Below are 18,633 nucleotides of genomic sequence, written 5' to 3' on the forward strand. Positions count from 1 at the left end.
GTCTCACGTTCCCCTCGGTCGGGACGGCGTGGCGGCGGTGGCCACAGGGGTGCGGGGAGGCGCGGTCCGGTAGCGGGCCTCATGTCCCCCTTCGGAGTCCCAGACCGCTTCCTCGCCCTGATCGGTCTCGTCCGCCGTTCGCCGGCGAGTCGCCTCCTCCATCAACCGGCTCGCGGTCGAGGTGCCCTGCGCACGGCTCGCGGCGGCCATCAGCCAGGCGGCGGAGACGGGGTCCGTGCCCGGCGGGACCACCAGGAGGTTCCAGCGGCCCCTGCGGTACGAGAGCAGCAGCAGTTCGTGCGGGTCCTGCTCCGCCAGGAACCAGCCCACGTTCACGACATGCCCGGCGACGGGCACCTTGCGCGGGACGACGGGCCAGTGGGTGGGATTCACCGCGACTCTGGTGATCCGTCCCCACCGGGACTCCAACGCGGCTGTCAGGGCAGGGAGTTCGGACATCAGATCACGGGAGCGGGGCCACCATGCGCCGTCCAGCAGAGCCGGAGCGGGACCGGCGGGAGCCAGCGACAGACGGAGAGCGGACGGGGAGAGCGGGTCTTCCGCTTCGGGTGTCGGCGAGGGGGAAACGGTCGCAGTCATGACGCGGACCTTGCCTCGGGCCGGTCTGACCGGCCCGGCATAGTGAATCGCCGAAAACGACACGAGCGTGGAAGCCCGTGCGCGAAAGATCCTCGGTGTTGTCAGCCTACTCCTCGCCCGGAGCCGAACGACCGACGTCGGGAGTGACCCCGGTGGAGGAACCGGGCCGTGCCCGTCCTTCGCGGTCGGGATTCCGTTCGCGGCTCGTCAGGCAGGGGTACCCGGGGCCCGCACAGCACATCGGACAGAAGCTGAGGCGATCGCCATGACGGACAACACCACGAGCGTCGGCTCGGCCGGGCGGCCCGAGGCGGGCGTGAGCACGCTGAAGGGCCGGACCGGGGCCGGCGCACCGGCGGAGACCAGGGGAAAGACCACCATGGCGGACGGCGTGGTGGCCAAGATCGCGGGCCTGGCCGCCCGTGAGGTGCCGGGGATCCACCATCTGGGCGGAGGCATGGCCCGCGCCTTCGGCGCCATGCGGGAGCGCGTCCCCGGCGGGGGCGGAGGCGGCTCGGTCACGCAAGGAGTGAAGGTCGAGGTCGGCGAGCGCCAGGCCGCCGTGGACCTGAACATCGTCGTCGAGTACGGCGTCTCGATCGTCGACGTGACCGGTGATGTCCGCACCAACGTCATCGGGGCCGTGGAGCGGATGACCGGCCTGGAGGTGGTGGAGGTGAACATCGCCGTCGACGACGTCCACCTTCCCGACGAGGAAGGGGCAGAGGAGTCCGACGCGGGTGAGGGCCGCGTGAGGTGAACCGCCGGTCTCCTCGGTGCGGCCGGCGCTCCGCCCGCGAGAGGGTCGCCCGCGGCCGACCCTCTCGTCGGCGCACCCGTCGCCGACCCTGCGGCGGGCGTCGCGCGCACCGGCGGACGCTCCCGCTCGGTTTCAGGGGCGGCGGATCCGCCAGAGCCATGCGGCCACGCCGGTCAACAGGACGAGCGTTATCAGGTTGGCCACCAGGGACGGGGTGCCGGCCGGGGCGCCTGACAGGTTCCAGGTGGCGATGACGGCACTCGGCAGGACGGCGGTGAGCAGTACGCCGGTGGTCTTCTGGACGGCGGTCCAGTGCACCGAGGTGCACAGGAGTACCGCACCGGTGACGCGGAGAACGACGCCGAACAGGGGCCCGGGCAGGTCGGGGAAGACCATCATGAAAGGCAGCGAGAGGGTGAGCATCAGGAGCGGGACCAAGGGGTGCACCTTGCCTCGCCGGGCTGGTGCGCCGGCGCCGCTCCCGGCCGAGGCCCCCGCGACCCCGTTCCCCGCCTCGGCCAGCGCCGTCGCCGCGATCGTGCGGGGGTCCCCCAGCTCCGCGAGGATCTCGCCGATGGAGGCCTCGGGGCGCTCGGCCCGGGTCACCTCGATGTGTTCGGCGAGGTCGGCGAGGAGTTCCTGGCGGCGGTCGGCCGGGAGTGCGGAGCCCTCGCGCTCCACGGCGGAGAGGTAGTCGCGTACGGGGTCGGCAGTGGTCTTCATGCGGTGTCTCCGGTGGCGGGGTGCGGGGTGGTCAGGAAGGCGTCGACGGCGTCGCGGAAGCCGGGCCAGACGCGGGTGAACTCGTCGAGCGCGGCCCGCCCGCTGTCGGTGAGCGCGTAGTAGCGACGCGGTGGTCCGGAGGCGGACTCCTGCCAGGTGGTGGTGACCAGGTCGTCGCGGCGGAGCCGGGAGAGCAGCGGGTAGACCGTGCCCTGGCTGGTGGCCAGGGCACCGGATTCCTCCAGGGCGTGGAGGAGTTCCACGCCGTAGCGGGGGCGGTCCCGCATCAGGGCGAGTACGCAGTACTCCAGGACGCCCTTGCGCAGCTGGGCTGCTGCCCGGGCCTGCTTGGTCGAATCACCTGGTTCCATGCGATGCAAGATACCTGGTGCGGCAAGCAGATGGAAATGGCAAGGACGAACAGGGCGGACGGGGCCGAGGGGGCTGAGGGGGCGACGCCGCCAGTGGGCCGCCCCGGCCGACCCGCGTCGGCCCGGCCGGTCCCTTTCGGCCCGTAGCGGTCACCCCCGGCCTTCTGGCCGATATCCACCGGCCCGAAAGGTGGATTGTCGGCCAATGCCACTCCCCGCCGCCGCGAGCGGCGGGTCCCTGCGGGAGGGGCACGCCACGTTCCGTCCGTCAGACCTGATGGATCGTCAATGTCGTTTTCCGCCAACGGAGTTCGACTGCGCAACCGTTGCTCGGATCGCGTGCGGCGCTCAGGCGCACGCACCGGCTGTGGTGAACAGCGATGCGTGCCGCGCCGGGGGCACCGTTCGCCGGCCGCGAGCGGACGCACGAACGACAGCCGCGCCGCTGTGCGCTTGTGAAGCGAAAGGCTCGGCACTGCCGCAGAGCCCTCGCGGAGCTGTTCGGCCCCCTTGTCCGGTCCGCGTTCCCGGGTCCACGACGTTGGCCAGTCGATCCTCGGCCATATCCGCCTATTGAGCGGCGATTGCACACTGTTCGGCACTTGTCGCTGAAGACGCGCAATGGCTAGGCTCCCGCTCACTTTCACGTTTCGCGCACATTTTCTACGCACGGCACACGGAGGCCGGCCCTGCGGCGCGGGCTCCCAGGCGTACGGGGGGTGGGGAACGTCGACGGGTCACCGGTTCGCCGGCCTTCGGGCCGGGCCGTCCCACCGTATGACGAGGATCCCACCGCCGGACGGCCGCGCCGCGCGCACCGGCCGAGCCCGCGGCCCGGTCCGCCCGCCCGGGCAGACCGCGACCTCAGAATCCTGTGGTGGATCAACGCCGTGGACGGGCTCGGCAGTCAGGCTTCCGGGCTCGTCCTGCCGTTGCTGCTTCTGGACCTCGGCCACAGTCCGGGGACCGCTGGTTCGCTGGCCAGTGCCGCCGCGTTGAGCGGAGTCGTCCTCGGCCCGCTCGTCGCGATACCGGCGGACCAGGGACGGCGACGGCGCCTGATGACGGGGTCGGCGACGCTCGCGGCCCTGTGCACGGGGGTGCTGGCTCTGACCTGTCTGGGCCGGCCCGCGCTATGGGTCGTGATGGGGCTGGCCCTGGCCGAGCGGCTGTGCGCGGAGGCCTACGAGGCGGCCTCGCGCGGGGCCCTCGTCCATGTGGCCGCCACGGACGAACTGCCCCGGGCGGCCGCCGGGTTGCAGGCGGGCGACCAGATCTCACTGGTCGTGGGTCCGGTGCTGGGCGGGGTCCTCTTCCAGCTCTCCCGGCCCCTGCCCTTCCTGGCCGACGCACTCTCCTATGCGGTGGCCGCACTCGGCGTACGGTCTGTTCGCACGCCCCTCGACTCACCTGCCTGCGCGCAGGACTCACCGGTCGGCCGCGGCGCCCGTCGGCGCGAGCGGTGGAGCGCGCGGCTCACCGCCGCGAGCGCGGGCGCGGTCACGGTGGCCCGGTCGCCGGTACTGCGACTCGTCCTGGTCTGGACGTCGACCGCCGGGGGCGCGCTGACGCTGCTCTTCTACACCGCGCTGTTCCGACTGGGCGCCGACGACCGCGGCGCGGCGGCCGTCGGCGGGGTGCTCGCTGTTTCCGGAGCGGCCGGACTTGTGGGGGCGCTGGTCGCGGCCTCCGCGGTGCGTCGGCTCGGGGCGACGCGGCTGCTGACCCTGACCGCCTGGCTGCTGCCCGTGCCGTGCGGCTCACTGATGTGGGCGGACGGTGCGGTCGGCTGGGGAGCGGCGTTCGCCGGGCTGTCTCTGCTGGTCCCGCTGATCACCGTGGTCCTGTCGAGTGTCGCCGTCGCGTGGACACCGGTGAATGTGCAGTCACGGACCGCAGGAGTGCTCGGCTCGGTCTCCGCGCTGGCCGCGGCCGGCGCGCCGGCGCTCGCCGCGTTCCTGGTCACCGTGGGGACCCTCCGCACGCCCGTGTTGCTGTGCACCGTGCTGTTCGGTGCGCTGGCCGTGTACACGCAGGTGAAGGCTCCGGGTGTGCTGCGTGCGGGCGCCGCGTCCGCCGCCGGAACGGGGGACGGCCATGGGTGACGCCTTCAAGGTCTTCCTCGGCGCCCTGCCGGAGGTGTGCCCCGGCGACGCCCGACGCATGGTGCTGACGGCCGACGCGGACGGCCGCTGCGAGGTCTTCACGTGGGACGCCGCCACCCGCAACGCCCGCCAGGTCACCGATCGCCCCGAGGGCACCGTGCATCACGCTGTCGACGCCGACGCGTACGTGTGGTGGTTCGACGAGGACGCCGAGGGCCGTGGGCACTGGTGGTTCCAGCCGTTCGACGGCGGCTGCCGACTGCCCGGTCTTCCGGGGGCGCCGACCGGATCGCCGCGCGGTCTCGCAGTGACGGCCGACGGGACGGTCGTCGCGGCGATCGCGCCAGGTCACGGGGGCACAAATCTGCTGTGGGGAGGGCGTGGGAGGGCCCCGCGCGAGGTCTTCCGCACGGCCGGGCAGGCCCGGCTGGGCGGCATCACGCCGGAAGGCGATCTCGTGGCCCTCTCGACGGTGTCCGACGGTGAGGCGACGGTCATCGTCGTGACCCCCTCGGGCCGGGTAGTCGCCGCCCTGCCCCACCACGACGGCCCCGACCTCCCCGACCTCCCCGACCTCCCCGACGGCCCTGACCGCCCCGACGGTCCTCAGGGCAGATTCTGGTGCCGGGGTTTCTCTCCGCGGCCGGGACGCTCCGAACTCCTGCTGGTGCACGAGCTGGAGGACGGCTACCAGTTGGCGACCTGGACGGCACAACGAGGTCTGGTCACTCACCCATGGTGCCGTTTCGACACGGAGATCACCGCCTGCTGGTATCCCGACTCCGACGAGGTGCTGGTGCGCCAGGAGCGCCATGGCCGGTCGCTGCTGCACCGGGTGTCCCTGCGCGACCGTACCCGTCGCGTCGTCGCCACCCCCACGGGCAGCCTGCTCGACGCTGCCCCGCGGCCCGGCGGAGGACTGCACTACCTGTGGACCGACACCGCCCACCCGCCCGTCCTGCGCGCCACCGACGAAGTCGCGCTGCCGACGCCCGGCCCCCTGCCACGCGTACCCGGACATCACACCGAGCTGTGGACCCCTACGCCCCACGGCTCCGTCCACACCCTGCTCAGCCTGCCGGGCTCGGTCGACGGCCGGCTCCGCGGCGCGAGTTCCCGTTCCTCGGCCGGAATCCGAGGCGGGACCCGGACCGGGGCCGGGGCCGGTTTCGGCGCCGTTCCGCCACCGACCGTGTTCCTGGTGCACGGCGGACCCGCGGACCACGACCGGGACGCCTACGACGCCACCGTGCACTCGCTGGTGGCCTCCGGATATGCCGTGGCGCGGGTCAACTACCGCGGCTCGACCGGCTACGGTCCCCGCTGGCGGCGGGCGTTCGGGACGCACGTCGGCCACGCCCAGGTGGACGACCTGGCCGCCGTACGGGCCGATCTCGTCCGCCGCGGACTCGCCGACGACGGCTCGACCGCCCTGTGGGGGGTGTCCTGGGGGGCGTATCTGGTTCTCCTCGCGCTCGGCACCCGCCCTCGGACGTGGCAGGCCGGCATCGCGGTGAAGCCCGTCGCCGACTGGGTGGCCGCCCACCGGACGACCACGCCGGCGCTGCGAGCCCTGGACGTCCGCTGGTTCGGCGGTACGCCGGAAGAGGTGCCGGAACGTTACGCGCACAGCTCCCCGCTCACGTTCGCGGACCAGGTGCAGGCGCCCCTGCTCCTGGTCGGCGCGGAGAAGGACGTCAAGTGCCCGCCCGAGCAGATCCGCCGCTACGCCGCCGCACTGACCACCGCGGGCGTCGCCCACGAGCAGATGTGGCTCGACACCGGACACGACGGCTACGACGGCGCGGCACACGTCGCCGTCCTGCGGCGCTCCCTGAACTTTCTGCACCAGTGCCTGCCCGCACCGGTGGCAGGCGCCCCCTCACGTCCCCCGGCGTAACAACCGGGAGGACCCCGGTCCCGCTGATGGACACAGCGGGACCGGGTCGTGCACAGCGCCACCCGCCCGAAGCACACGCCATGCATTCGAGAAGGAGGACGACATGCAGAAGGACATCATCCACAACGACCCGCTCGCGGGCGACGAGGAGAACCGGAAGCCGAAAGTCGGCATCACCATCACCATCCCGATCCGCAACGCCGCCGAGAGCGACGACGAGGAGTGACCCACGGCCCGGCCGGCCCCTGTCCGACAGGGGCCGGCCGGGCTCCCCCGCGTGTTCCGCGCATCCCGCGCTTCCCGTCCCGCCAGCCGCTCGCGCTCCGAGGAGCCCACCGTGCGCGTTCTTCTCGTCAACATGCCCTGGTCCCCGATGGACCTGCCCTCACTGGCGCTCGGCATCCTGAAACGAAGCGTCGACGAACACGTCCAGGACGCCACGTGCGAGGTGCTGCACGCCAATCTGGAATTCACCGACTGGATCACCGGCCGCACCGAGTTCACGGCCGAGGACTACGACTACTACGCCCTGTCCTCCTACTTCCTCGGCTGCGGGGACTGGGTGTTCTCCTCGGCGCTCTACGACGACCCGGCGTGGAGGGAGACCGAGTTCGTCGACGTGATGGCGTCCAAACTGCGCCGGTCCCGGATGCGCATGACCCGCGAACTGCACCGCGTCGTACCGGAGTTCGTCGCCGACGTGGCCCGGCGCGTCGTGGAGCTGGAGCCCGACGTGGTCGGGTTCACCTCCACCTTCCAGCAGAACACGGCCGCCCTGGCGGCGGCCCGCCAGATCAAGCTCCTGGCCCCGCACATCGTGACCGTCATGGGCGGAGCCAACTGCGATGCCGAGCAGGGGGCCGCCCTCCACCGCAACTTCCCCTTCGTGGACTACGTGGTGCGCGGCGAGGGCGAGGACGCCTTCCCCCGCCTGCTGAACGCGCTGCGCGACGGCGACCCGTCCGCAGCGGCTTCGATTCCGGGGCTGTGCCATCGCACGCCCGAGTCGGCGCATACGGCCAACCCCATGCCCACCGGGCCGCTGCCGCCCGCGGCGATCCTGCCTCCCGACTACAGCGGCTACTTCGAACGTCTCGCCGCGTCCGTGGCCCACAACTGGGTGGAGCCGAAACTGGTCGTCGAGGGCGCACGCGGCTGCTGGTGGGGGGAGAAGCACCACTGCACCTTCTGCGGCCTGAACGGCTCCTTCATGCAGTTCCGCAGCAAGAGCCCCGACACGTTCTACCAGGAGATCATGGACCTGGCGGAACGTCACCGCGTGCTCGACATGTACGTGGTCGACAACATCCTGGACATGCGTTACCTCTCCACCGTCCTGCCCCGCATCATCGACAGCGGCTACGACCTGCGCATGCACATCGAGATCAAGGCGAACATGCGGCGCCCCCAGCTGCAGGTTCTGGCGGACGCCGGTCTCATCTACGTCCAGCCGGGCATCGAAAGCCTCAACAGCCGCGTCCTCGACCTCATGGACAAGGGAGTCAGCGGCTGCCAGAACGTACGCATGCTGCGTGACGCGGCCGAGACCGGACTGTCCGTGTCATGGAACTACCTGCACGGCTTTCCCGGCGAGACCGCGGACGACTACGAACCCGTGATCCGTCAACTCCCCGCCCTGGAACACCTCGACCCACCGGTCGACCTGTCCGCCCGTATCGCCATCGAACGTTTCAGCCCGTACTTCAAGCGCCCCGAACTGGGCTTCACCGGGCTGCGGCCCGAGGAGCACTATCTGTTCACGTACGACCTGCCAGAGGCCGAACTGCATGATCTGGCCTACGTCTTCCAGGCGCCGGAGCGCGGAATCACCGAGCCCACGGTCACCCTCCTGAACGACGGCATCGCCACGTGGAAGAAGCACCACGCCGACGCCCGGCTCACCCACACCGACCTGGGTGAGCGGATCGTGCTGGTCAGCAGGCGGCCGTCGTTCGCATGGCGCACCCTGCAGCTCACCGACCCGCTGGAGACCGCTCTCTTCCGCCTCTTGGACCAGCCGCACTCCGTCGTGGCACTGCACCGCAAGCTGACCTCGGCCGCCGACTCCCCGGGCGGCGGGGCCGCGTGCACACCGCACGAGGTCGAGGCCCTGCTCAAGGAGTGGATCACGCACGGCATCGTGTTCACGGACGCAGGCCAGTACGTGCACATCGCACCCGCCGCCGTGAACCAGGACCTGCTGCGTCTGGACTACATGCGCCACGCCCACACCCGCGACGAGACCGCGACCTCGACCTCGACCTCGATGGAGGCCGGCGCCACGGCCGAGCCCGCGCCCGCTTCGTCCTGAGCGCCGCCCTTCCCCGTTCCTCCCCGCTCTTCCCGGCCCTGCGCCTGCGGCCGCCCGCCTCCCGACCTCTCCGAAGGACCGCACATGACTGCCACCGCACCGGACGTCGGCGCCGACGTCAACGTCAGCGCCTGGCGCGACTTCGACCCACAGGCCCGTGACCTGCCGGGCATGTCGCTGGGAATCCTTCCGGTGGCCCCGCAGACCCGGCAGGTCGACCGTCTGTGGGACCTGGGCGTGCGCCATGCCGAGCTGGACACCGTCGTCGACCTGTCCAGCGACGATCCCGCGACCCACCGCAGGGCCGTCGACCGGCTGTGTCTGGTGCGCGACCTCACCGCACGCGCCGTCTCCGTCGACTGGGACCTGCACCTGCCACCGCAGGACTCCACCCACCAGTGGAAGGTACTGTCCCACCTCCATCCGCCCCGCACCGTCACCGGTCTCGACGGCGCCGAGGAGGCACTGCACGCCTGGCGGACCCGGCACTACCTGTGCAAACTGGTCTGGCGTCAGGGACCGGGCTTCGTCCAGATCCGGGACCGCCGCTGGGGGGACCTGCGCCGCTTCACCGCCGAGGAGCCCCGCTACCTCGAGGCCATCGCGCGACTCGGCCCGGGCGCCCACCACGCCGGCGTGCCTGCCGACATACTCGAGGAGTTCACCGCCGAGCATCTGGTCCTGCGCGTCGGCGACCTGGCCTGGTGGCTGCCCTACCGGGTCTCCCGCTGGCTCCAGGAATCCATGGCCGTATGAGCCGACGACGTCGGGGCGGAACGCCGACCGGGTAGAACGCCGTCACTCACGATCTGCTCCTCGGCGACCGGTCCCTTCGACACCCTCGGGGCTGACAGGCTCGACAGACTCAGGCGTCTCGAACTCCTCATGCCACGGGGTCCCTACAGGACCTGAGCGGTGCGAGCCGACGAGAGCCAACTCGGGAACTCTTGCAGCAGCCTGTCGTAAAGGAGATCTTCGCCTACCGTGCGCGGATCGCAGCCGGCGTGGAAGAAGCCCGCGTTGTCGACCACGCGATGCCTGGGCACGGCCAAGTCGTCGAGACGGCGGAGAAAGGCGAACTCGTTGTCGTCCGGGTCGCCGAAACCGACGAACTGCCAGAACAGCGGCAGGCGGGCCGCTTTGCACAGGTACCGTTCGGCAGCGAACTTGCTGGTGGGGCCGCCATCGGTCTGGAAAATCACGAGGGCCGGGGCGTCACTGCCGGAAGCCAGGTAGTGGTCGATGACGTCATCCATGGCCCAGTGATAGTTCGTCCGCCCCATGTGTCCGAGGTTCTCGTGCAGCTTGTCGATTCGGCCGCGATGGCCTCCGATTCTGAGATCGCTGGATCCGTCGACGTCGGTGGAGAAGAACACCACCGGCACCGTGCCGTCGTCATCGAGATGAGCGGCCAGGGAGAGGACCTGCTCCGCGAGATGCTGCATGGTGCCGTCCTTGTAGTAGGGCCGCATCGAACCAGAACGGTCCAGCACCAGATAGACGGCGGCGCGCACTCCCTCAAGACCGTGCGCGCGTACGCTGGACCCAGCCGATTTGTACAGGCTCACCAGATCTGGGGCCTGTGCCTGCATCTTGGACAGACTGATCGCCGGAGCCTCGTTCTGAGCTGCGCCCATGGTCACCACTCCCCTGTCGCGTAACACCCTCATCTTCGCGGTCTGGGCGGTATCAGGGGACGATGTTCTTCAACCGGCTGCCGCGGTTTCGGGGGGAGAGGGAATATGGAGGAGGGAAGGGGGCAGCATGGTGGATCGTGAGGCCACGGTGGAACCGGAGGGACCCGCGGTCGCCTGGGGCTGGTTTCTGGGTTGGCTCGCGGTGGGGGCATGTGCCGGAGCAGGACTGGCCGCACTTCTGTCGGTGGGCGTCGTTCTCCTGCTTCTGGCCGCTGTCGCGGCGGGTTTCCTGCTGTGGCAGAGCCCCAGGCACTCGAACGTCGGACTGTTGGCCGGTCTGGCCGTTCCGCTCTTCTACCTCGCCTACCTGAACCGAAGCGGTCCGGGGACCGTCTGCCGGACCGTCGCCGACGGCCAGACATGCACGGATGAGTACGCTCCCGTCCCGTTTCTCGCCGCTGCCGTCATTCTCTTCTGCGCAGGCTTCCTGATCTTTCTCGTGCTCCGCCGCGGGAGCAGGGGAACGGGAACCGGCTGATCCGGAGGCGGTTCTTCGAGAAGCGGGCGGGCGGAGTGACGGTCGGTCACCAGTCCTTTGCCGCGGTCACCTTCGCCGGACCGAGGACGTCGACGTGGCCGTGATCGCCGTACAAGGAACTCCGCCAGCGGGCGAAGGCGGCGGCGGTGCGGTCCGCCTCCCGCTCTTCCCCCACTCCGTAGTCGACCCGCACGACGGCCTCGCTGCGGGCGCTTCCCGCGGGCACGCGGATACGGACGCTCGTCACATGCGCGGCGAGGGCGGCATCCGCTTTCGGAACGCTCGAGGCGAGGTACGCGCGGAATTCGCGGAGCATCGGGAACCAGCGGTTCGGGCCGCTCGTCGGCACGCTCGCGCCGTCGTCCGTGGTGGTGTCGGGGAGGCTGCCCTGATCGTCCGAAGTGGTGTCGGGCAAGGTTCCCTGATCGTCGGAGGTCGTGTCGGGCAGGGTCCCCTGATCGTCGGACGTGGTGTCGGGAAGGTTCTCCTGGTTGTCGTCGCTCGTCTCGTCCATCGCGGACGATCCTTGCCCGGCCGTCGCCGCCGCCTGCGTCCCGGGGTGTTCCGTGCCGCATGCGGTCAGCGGCAGGCCGCAACAGGCGAGCAGGACCGCGACGGACGCGTACCGGGTCATGATCTTCTTCATCTGGAGCCCCCTCACACCGTGAGAGAGCTACGCGCGGCCCGGGGTTCCCTCCATCACGTCCGCCGTTCAGGTGCGGGCTTCCGGACGGCTTACCGTGTCTGTCGAGATCCACATCCTCGTCCTCATCCTCGACACCTGTCTTCGGTACGACCTTTCAGGAGCACCACGATGAACCGACGTACCGCCCTGGCAGTCGTACTCGCGCTGAGCGGACTGCTGGGCGGGTGCGGCTCCACCGGAGAAGCACCCTCGCACTCAACCCGGGAAAAGCCCTTCTGGCAGGCCGAGTTCGACGGAGAGGCCGGCACCCGCCCGTCGGAGGAGTCCTGGAACACGGAGACGGGGAACCGGGACGCCGAGGGGTGGGGCAACAACGAACTGCAGTACTACACGGACGAGGCGGCCAACTCCGGCCTCGACGGCGAGGGTCATCTGTTGATCTCTGCGCGGCCGGCTCCCGCCGCAACCCGGCTACCGTGCTACACACAGCAGTTCTGCACCTGGACATCGGCTCGTCTGACCACCGAAGGAAAGGCCGCTCTCACTCACGGACGCGTGGAGATACGCGCGAAGCTCCCCACCGGCACGGGGCTGCTGCCGGCGATCTGGATGCTCGGCGACAACGGAGCCGAATGGCCCGCACAGGGCGAGATAGACATCTGCGAGGTGGTCGGCGGAGAACCGCGAACCGTGTACGGCACAGCGCACGGGCCGACCTACTTCAACGAGAACGGGATCGGCGGCTCCCTCACCCTCCCGGTCGACGCGTCGCAGACGTTCCACACCTACGCCGTGGACAAGCAGCCGCGGCGCATCACATGGTCCGTGGACGGAAAGCCGTACTTCACCTTGACCCCCTCGAAGCTGCCCGCACCACGCGACTGGGTCTTCGAGCAGGACATGCACCTGCTGCTCAACGTGGCCGTGGGAGGCGACTGGCCCGGCCCGCCCGACGCCTCGACGCCGTCCCCCGCGACGATGACCGTCGACTACGTGCGCTTCTACGGCAAGGGACACGCCTGACACACCGGTCGCTTCCGAGGAAGCCCGGCGGGTGCCACCCTCGACATGACACTTGTCATGCGCAACGCTGGACGACTGCCACTGAGGCTCAAGTCCCTTCGTCCGTAAGGTACTTCCCATGACGAAGAGCAACAGCGAGAAGCCGCAGAAGACCGACGTCAAGGTGAGCCTGATCGGCGGGCATCGCCTGCAGGGAGCCACCCTCCACGAGCGGACGGTCACCGCCTCCCTGCTCGGCGGCGCCGACATCGATCTGACGGACATCGACATCCCCGACGGCGCCGAACTGCGAATCACCAAGCTGAGCCTGATCGGCGGTGTCAGTCTCAAAGTCCGCCGTGACGTCCGGGTGGAGGTCCACGGACTGCGCCTGGGCGGAGTGAAGGACGACGGTCCGACCCAGCCCGGCGGCCCGACGGTCCGGATCGACGCCTGGGGCCTGATCGGCGGAGTCTCCGTCGTCCGCCCCTGAGACGCGCTCGCCGTCGAGTCGGGGAATCAGGGCTGGTCAGCCCGCTGTCGGGCTCTGCGGGCCCTGCGCCCGCACGAAGCCGTGACTACGCTCCACCTTCGCCACATGCAGCGTGTAGCTCTCGTACCAGTCGGCTCGCCCGCGGTGTTGCGCCGCGCGGTGCTCCGCGTTGCTCCGCCACTGCGTGAGCGCGTCGGCGTCGCGGAAGTACCCGACGGTGATGCCCAGGCCACCGGGAGTCTGGGCGTGCTCCATCGCGAGGAACCCGGGGACGTCCTTCACCAGGTCTTCCATACGGGAGTCGGTCTCGCTGTACCCGCTCTGGTCCTGGGTTCGCACCGCGGTGAAGACAGCGACGTAGTAAGGCGGTTCATAGGGCCCGACGGGCGCGACGGGCACTTCCGGGTGATCGCTCATAGCGTCACCGTAGGATGGATGCGTCCCATGATCCAGCGCCTTTTGCCGAGACGGACTCCTGAGGGCTCGGCGAAAAGAGACGCGGCCGCGGCGCCGGCTGCGTCAGTCCGGCCGATCGCCCCGACCTGTTCGGCACAGGAGCACCCATGACGACACCGTCCCGCCCGTCTCCCCTGCTGGAGGAGTTCGACTTCGCGCGCGAGCGCCTCACCGACCGGATGACCTGGCCCGTCATGGACAGCGGCGGCGACCCGGACGAGCCCTTGACCGACATGGTGTGCTGGGGCAGTCACGAACCGCTGCACCAGGGTGCCGAGGCCGCTCTGCTGCACGATCGCCGCCGCGCCCGGCATCACCGGCACCGGGCCGCCGGCCACCGCTCAGGGGACGGGGCCGGATGACGATGCGGGCGTCGGAGGTGGTGCGTGCCGTGGGCGCGGCCAGATCGATCGCCGCTTCACTCGGCCTGGCAGCCGACGACGTGACGGTCCTTCATGACTCGAACAAGCTCACTCTGCGTCTGCTCCCCTGTGACGTCGTGGCCCGGGTCGCTCCTGTGGCGCATCAGGTCGCCCGGTTCGAAGTCGACCTGGCCCAGCGGCTCGTCGAGTCCGGGTGCCCGGTGGCTGTGCCCGACCCGCGAGTGGAGCCACGCGTCCATGAACGTGACGGCTTCGTCGTCACGCTGTGGACCTTCTACGAGCCAGGGCCCTCTCACGAGGTCTCACCCGCCGACTACGCCGACGCCCTCAAGCGGTTGCACGCCGGCTTGAGCCGACTCGACGTCCCGGCACCGCACTTCACGGATCGGGTCGAGCAGGCGCAAAGGCTCGTGGCCAACCGCGACCGCACCCCGGAGCTCGCCCACGCGGACCGGGAGCTGCTCGGTGACACGTTGCGAAGTCTGCGACGCGTGGTCGGCGAGCGAGGCGGCGCCGAGCAGCTGCTGCACGGCGAGCCGCACCCGGGCAACGTGCTCGCCACGGCACACGGGTTGCTGTTCATCGACTTCGAGACGTGTTGCCGCGGGCCTGTCGCATTCGACCTCGCCCACGCCCCCGAAGAAGTCGGTGAGCGATACCCGGGTGTCGAACAGGACGTGCTGCGCGTATGCCGGGTCCTCGTGCTGGCGATGATCACGACGTGGCGCTGGGATCGGGACGACCGACTCCCGAACGGGCGGCGGCTGGGCGCGGAGTGGCTGGGCCGGATCAGAACCGCGCTCGACCTCGACGACTTCGACGCCCGCGGCTGGTCGTGATCGCGGAGCTCGGTGACGCCCTCCGGCCGTTCGACGGAGGCCGGGAAATGGCGAAGGCAAGGAGAACGCTCTCCTTGCCTCTCCTAAGTTATAGCGCGCCAGGGGGCTTGCCGCAAGCCCCGGGTCGGGGCGCAGAATCGTCGGCCGAGGCCACAACCAGCGGAAATGAGGGCGCTACGTGCTTGTGTTGTTGTCGACGTACGGGGGACGCGGTGACGTCGAGCCAGCGGTGGGACCGGCCGCCCGATGGCGAGCGCGCGGGAACACGCCGGTGGGGCGACCGGCGTGCGCGGTCCGGCTGAGCGGCACGGCTGCCTCGGAGGTGTCGCGATGACCGGGCGGTATGTGCTGGGCCTTCGCGACGTCGACGTCCGGCAGATCGCGGTCGTCGGCGGCAAGGGCGCGCATCTGGGCGCGCTGTCGCGCATCGAAGGCGTCCGCGTGCCGGACGGCTTCTGCGTGACGACGGACGCCTTCCGGCGGCTCATGGCCGAGGCTCCGTCGATCGACGATCAGCTCGGCCGGCTTGCGCGCCTGAGCGCGGACGACCGGGAGACGGTCCGCACGCTCAGCGCGCAGATCCGTCGGACCATCGAGGAGATCGCCGTCCCCGGCGACATCGCGGCGGCCCTCACCGGCGCGGTCGCCGAGTTCGGTGAGCACGCCGCCTACGCCGTGCGATCCAGCGCGACGGCGGAGGACCTGCCGACGGCCTCGTTCGCCGGCCAGCAGGACACGTACCTGAACGTCGTGGGACCTGCGGCGGTCCTCCAGCACGTCAGCCGGTGCTGGGCCTCGCTGTTCACCGAGCGGGCGGTGACCTACCGTCAGCGCAACGGCATCGACCACCGTACGGTGCTTATGGCCGTGGTCGTGCAGCGGATGGTCCTCCCCGAGGCGTCCGGCATCCTGTTCACGGCCGACCCCGTCACGGGCAACCGTAAGGTCGCCAGCGTGGACGCCGGCTTCGGCCTCGGCGAGGCCCTGGTCTCCGGTCTGGTCAACCCCGACGTCTTCAAGGTGCGAGACGGCGAGATCGTCGACAAGGCGATCGCCGTGAAAGAGCGTGCCGTTCTTCCCCTGCCGGCCGGCGGCACACAGGACGTGGTGGTCGACTCGGCGCGGCAGGCGGAGCCGGCGCTGACGGATGCGCAGGTCGTGCGGCTCGTGGAGCTCGGGCGGCGGATCGAGGGGCACTTCGGCCGACCGCAGGACATCGAATGGTGTCTGGTCGAGGACGGCTTCCGGATCGTGCAGAGCCGGCCGATCACGACGCTGTTCCCCGTCCCGGAGACGGACGACCAGGACAACCACGTCTACATCTCCGTCGGGCACCAGCAGATGATGACCGACCCCATGAAACCCCTGGGGCTCTCCGTGTGGCAGCTGACGGCCATGGCGCCGATGCACGAGGCCGGCGGGAGGCTGTTCGTCGACGCCACCCGGCGCCTGGCCTCACCCTCGAGTCGTGCAGCACTCCTGGACCTCATCGGGAAGGGCGATCCGGTGACCAGGGACGCGCTGGAGACGGTCCTCGACCGGGACGGATTCATCCCGTCACTTCCCGACGCGGGTCCCGTCGGGCCGCCGCCCGGGGGCGCACCCGCGCCGATCGCGACCGACCCGGCCATCGTCACCGAACTCGTCGAGCGCAACCAGGCGGACGTCGCCGCCCTGAAGCGCGACATCCGGACGAAGACGGGGCCGGCGCTGTTCGACTTCCTGCTGGAGGCCTTCCAGGAGCACAAGCGGGCCCTCGGCGACCGGCAGAGCATGCAGGCGATCATGGCGGGCATGGAGGCCACCTGGTGGCTCAACGACACGCTGCAGGAGTGGCTCGGCGAGAAGAACGCGGCGGACACCCTCACGCTGTCCGCGCCCGGCAACATCACCTCGGAGATGGGACTGGCGCTGCTCGACGTCGCGGACACGATCCGTCCGTATCCCGAGGTGGTGGCCTTCCTGCAGGGCGTCGAGGACGACGACTTCCTCGACGGGCTGGCGAAGCTGTCGGGAGGGACCGAAGCGCGCGAGGCGATCGAGGCCTACCTCGACCGGTACGGCATGCGCTGCGTCGGCGAGATCGACATCACGAGGCCTCGTTGGAGCGAACGCCCCGCCACTCTCCTGCCGGTCATCCTCGATCACGTCCGCAGCTTCGGGCCCGGTGTCGCCGAGCAGCGGTTCGACAGTGGGCGGCAGAAGGCGCGGAAGAAGGAAGAGGACGTGCTGTCACGCCTGCGGGCCCTGCCGGACGGGGAGTCGAAAGCCGCGGAGGCCAAGCGGATGATCGACCGGCTCCGCACCTTCATCGGATACCGCGAGTACCCCAAGTACGGCATCATCAGCCGCTACTTCGTCTACAAGCAGGCCCTGATGGCCGAGGCCGAGCGCCTCGTGGAGGCCCGGGTGCTCTCCGACAAGGAGGACGTCTTCTACCTGACGTTCCAGGAGTTCCACGACGTGGTGCGCTCGCAGCGGATGGACGACGACCTGGTCCGGCAGCGCAGGGACGCGTTCCGGTCCTACCACGCGCTCACCCCGCCCCGGGTGCTCACGTCCGAGGGCGAGGCCGTCAGCGGGGCGTACCGGCGCGACGACGTGCCGGCCGGCGCTCTCGGCGGCCTGCCGGTGTCCGCCGGGACCGTCGAAGGGCGGGCCCGCGTCGTCCTCGACATGGCGGAGGCCGATCTGGAGGCGGGTGACATCCTGGTCACGGCCTTCACGGACCCCAGTTGGTCGCCCCTCTTCGTGGGCATCGCGGGCCTGGTGACGGAGGTGGGCGGGCTGATGACCCACGGCGCGGTGGTGGCCCGGGAGTACGGCCTGCCGGCCGTCGTGGGTGTGGCGGGGGCCACCCGGCTGATCAAGGACGGGCAGCGGATCCGCGTGCACGGAACCGACGGATACGTCGAGATCCTGAGCACCGACGACAGCGCCCCGGCTGAGTGACCGGCGTCGCCGCCCCGCGACCGCAGCGCTGCGCTGCGCTCGCGGGGCGGCGCCGTCAGGTCACGGCCGGCCGGCTCCCGGCACGGCGACCTCCAGGGTGAGCACCCGGCCCGAGCCGGGCGCCACCATCTCGGACTCGGTCATGCCCCGCCATTCCGCCGCCACGACGAACAGTGTCGTGCCGTCGGGGCCGCCCAGCGTGCAGGCGAAGCATCCTCGGTCCACCTGCACGGTCCGGGTGACCGTGCCGCCCTCGCCGACGCGCACGCACCGCCGGTGAGGCACGTCGGCGTACCAGACGGCGTTCTGCGCGTCGACGCAGATCCCGTCCGGGACGCCGTCGGCGAGGTCGGCCCACACGCGTCGGTCGGACAGGCCGCCGTCCGCGTCGATGGCGAAGGCGACCAGGCTGTGGCGGTACGAGTCCGCGACGATCAGCGTGGAGTCGTCGGACGTCACCGCCATGCCGTTGGGAAACGCGATGTCGTCGGCCACCTGACGCACCGAGCCGTCGGGGGCGGCCAGGTGGACGGATCCGGGCCTGAACGCCTCTCCTGCCATCGGGTCGAAGCCGGGGCGGTTGACGTAGACGTTGCCGCGACCGTCCACCACGATGTCGTTCCAGCCCGGCCGGCCGAGGTCCGTGTGCGTGACCAGGGCGCCGTCCGGCTCTCGGCGCAGCAGCAGTCCGTCGCCGGACGAGACGATCAACAGGCGGCCGTCGGCGAGCGGGGCCGTGCACAGCGGCAACGACGCCACCCGCGCGATCACCTCGCCGTGGCCGGCGAGATCGACGGCGACGACCTCGCCGGCCGACCAGTCGGAGAAGCACAAGCGGTCGCCGTGCCAGCGGGGGGACTCCACCAGGCCCCGGCCGGTGACCAGTGTCCGTACCTCGGTCATCACTCGTCACAGCC

Annotated in this window: 19 protein-coding genes; 12 read left to right on the forward strand and 7 right to left on the reverse strand. The window is 70.6% G+C overall.

Annotated features, from left to right (window positions below; translation table 11 throughout):
* Window positions 1–3: 3 nt before the first annotated feature.
* Window positions 4–600, reverse strand: a complete 597-nt coding sequence (locus BG482_RS21565; protein ID WP_069770704.1) for a DUF5994 family protein — start codon at window positions 598–600, stop codon at window positions 4–6.
* A 265-nt stretch (window positions 601–865) separates the two neighbouring features.
* Between BG482_RS21565 and BG482_RS21570 the strand changes: the two genes are divergently transcribed.
* Window positions 866–1,360, forward strand: coding sequence for an Asp23/Gls24 family envelope stress response protein (locus tag BG482_RS21570; RefSeq protein ID WP_069770705.1), 495 nt, complete (start codon window positions 866–868; stop codon window positions 1,358–1,360).
* 132 nt (window positions 1,361–1,492) lie between these two features.
* Here the strand turns inward: BG482_RS21570 and BG482_RS21575 are convergent, their stop codons facing one another.
* Window positions 1,493–2,083 carry a hypothetical protein gene (locus tag BG482_RS21575; RefSeq protein ID WP_069770706.1) on the reverse strand — a complete coding sequence of 197 codons (591 nt, stop codon included), beginning with the start codon at window positions 2,081–2,083 and terminating at the stop codon, window positions 1,493–1,495.
* Window positions 2,080–2,454: a PadR family transcriptional regulator gene (locus BG482_RS21580; protein ID WP_069770707.1), complete on the reverse strand. Its 375-nt coding sequence runs from the start codon at window positions 2,452–2,454 to the stop codon at window positions 2,080–2,082. Before BG482_RS21580 ends, BG482_RS21575 begins: the two co-directional genes overlap by 4 nt.
* Before the next feature lie 719 nt (window positions 2,455–3,173).
* Here BG482_RS21580 and BG482_RS21585 point away from each other — a divergent pair.
* The 5 genes from BG482_RS21585 (at window position 3,174) to BG482_RS21600 (ending at window position 9,526) form a co-directional block, all read left to right on the forward strand.
* Window positions 3,174–4,559, forward strand: a complete 1,386-nt coding sequence (locus BG482_RS21585; RefSeq protein ID WP_079141999.1) for an MFS transporter — start codon at window positions 3,174–3,176, stop codon at window positions 4,557–4,559.
* The gene (locus BG482_RS21590) at window positions 4,552–6,459 is read left to right on the forward strand and encodes an alpha/beta fold hydrolase (protein ID WP_069770752.1); all 1,908 of its coding nucleotides are present in this window, start codon (window positions 4,552–4,554) and stop codon (window positions 6,457–6,459) included. The genes BG482_RS21585 and BG482_RS21590 overlap by 8 nt, the downstream gene beginning before the upstream one ends.
* Window positions 6,460–6,562: 103 nt before the next feature.
* Window positions 6,563–6,685 carry a hypothetical protein gene (locus BG482_RS45330; RefSeq protein ID WP_256096432.1) on the forward strand — a complete coding sequence of 41 codons (123 nt, stop codon included), beginning with the start codon at window positions 6,563–6,565 and terminating at the stop codon, window positions 6,683–6,685.
* A gap of 111 nt (window positions 6,686–6,796) precedes the next feature.
* A complete protein-coding gene (locus BG482_RS21595) occupies window positions 6,797–8,770 on the forward strand; it encodes a RiPP maturation radical SAM C-methyltransferase (protein ID WP_069770708.1) in 1,974 nt (657 codons plus the stop codon).
* Between the two features lie 84 nt (window positions 8,771–8,854).
* Window positions 8,855–9,526 carry a DUF5825 family protein gene (locus tag BG482_RS21600; RefSeq protein WP_069770709.1) on the forward strand — a complete coding sequence of 224 codons (672 nt, stop codon included), beginning with the start codon at window positions 8,855–8,857 and terminating at the stop codon, window positions 9,524–9,526.
* A 143-nt stretch (window positions 9,527–9,669) separates the two neighbouring features.
* Here BG482_RS21600 and BG482_RS21605 read toward each other — a convergent pair whose 3' ends face one another.
* A complete protein-coding gene (locus tag BG482_RS21605; protein ID WP_069770710.1) occupies window positions 9,670–10,407 on the reverse strand; it encodes a VWA domain-containing protein in 738 nt (245 codons plus the stop codon).
* Here BG482_RS21605 and BG482_RS21610 point away from each other — a divergent pair.
* Entirely contained in the window at window positions 10,406–10,945 is a 540-nt protein-coding gene (locus tag BG482_RS21610) for a hypothetical protein (protein ID WP_256096433.1), read from the forward strand. The genes BG482_RS21605 and BG482_RS21610 overlap by 2 nt on opposite strands.
* A 46-nt stretch (window positions 10,946–10,991) precedes the next feature.
* Here the strand turns inward: BG482_RS21610 and BG482_RS21615 are convergent, their stop codons facing one another.
* A complete protein-coding gene (locus BG482_RS21615) occupies window positions 10,992–11,591 on the reverse strand; it encodes a hypothetical protein (RefSeq protein ID WP_069770712.1) in 600 nt (199 codons plus the stop codon).
* Window positions 11,592–11,759: 168 nt separating this feature from the next.
* Here BG482_RS21615 and BG482_RS21620 point away from each other — a divergent pair, with 168 nt between their 5' ends.
* Window positions 11,760–12,614 carry a family 16 glycosylhydrolase gene (locus tag BG482_RS21620; RefSeq protein WP_069770713.1) on the forward strand — a complete coding sequence of 285 codons (855 nt, stop codon included), beginning with the start codon at window positions 11,760–11,762 and terminating at the stop codon, window positions 12,612–12,614.
* A 118-nt stretch (window positions 12,615–12,732) separates the two neighbouring features.
* The gene (locus BG482_RS21625) at window positions 12,733–13,086 is read left to right on the forward strand and encodes a hypothetical protein (RefSeq protein ID WP_069770714.1); all 354 of its coding nucleotides are present in this window, start codon (window positions 12,733–12,735) and stop codon (window positions 13,084–13,086) included.
* A 36-nt stretch (window positions 13,087–13,122) separates the two neighbouring features.
* On the opposite strand, the gene BG482_RS21630 is transcribed toward BG482_RS21625, so the two are convergent.
* Window positions 13,123–13,503: an antibiotic biosynthesis monooxygenase gene (locus BG482_RS21630; protein WP_069770715.1), complete on the reverse strand. Its 381-nt coding sequence runs from the start codon at window positions 13,501–13,503 to the stop codon at window positions 13,123–13,125.
* Between the two features lie 146 nt (window positions 13,504–13,649).
* On the opposite strand from BG482_RS21630, the gene BG482_RS44065 reads away from it, so the two are divergent.
* The 3 genes from BG482_RS44065 (at window position 13,650) to rph (ending at window position 17,716) form a co-directional block, all read left to right on the forward strand.
* Window positions 13,650–13,904: a hypothetical protein gene (locus BG482_RS44065; RefSeq protein ID WP_069770716.1), complete on the forward strand. Its 255-nt coding sequence runs from the start codon at window positions 13,650–13,652 to the stop codon at window positions 13,902–13,904.
* 2 nt (window positions 13,905–13,906) lie between these two features.
* Window positions 13,907–14,764 (forward strand): phosphotransferase enzyme family protein, encoded by an 858-nt coding sequence (locus tag BG482_RS21640; RefSeq protein WP_069770717.1) that lies wholly within the window; start codon window positions 13,907–13,909, stop codon window positions 14,762–14,764.
* Between the two features lie 330 nt (window positions 14,765–15,094).
* Entirely contained in the window at window positions 15,095–17,716 is a 2,622-nt protein-coding gene (gene rph / locus BG482_RS21645) for a rifamycin-inactivating phosphotransferase (RefSeq protein WP_069770718.1), read from the forward strand.
* A 60-nt stretch (window positions 17,717–17,776) separates the two neighbouring features.
* Here the strand turns inward: rph and BG482_RS21650 are convergent, their stop codons facing one another.
* Window positions 17,777–18,619, reverse strand: coding sequence for an SMP-30/gluconolactonase/LRE family protein (locus BG482_RS21650; RefSeq protein ID WP_069770719.1), 843 nt, complete (start codon window positions 18,617–18,619; stop codon window positions 17,777–17,779).
* Between the last annotated feature and the right edge of the window lie 14 nt (window positions 18,620–18,633).

This window comes from Streptomyces sp. LUP30, from assembly GCF_001746365.1.
In the GTDB taxonomy this organism is placed as follows: Bacteria; Actinomycetota; Actinomycetes; order Streptomycetales; family Streptomycetaceae; genus Streptomyces.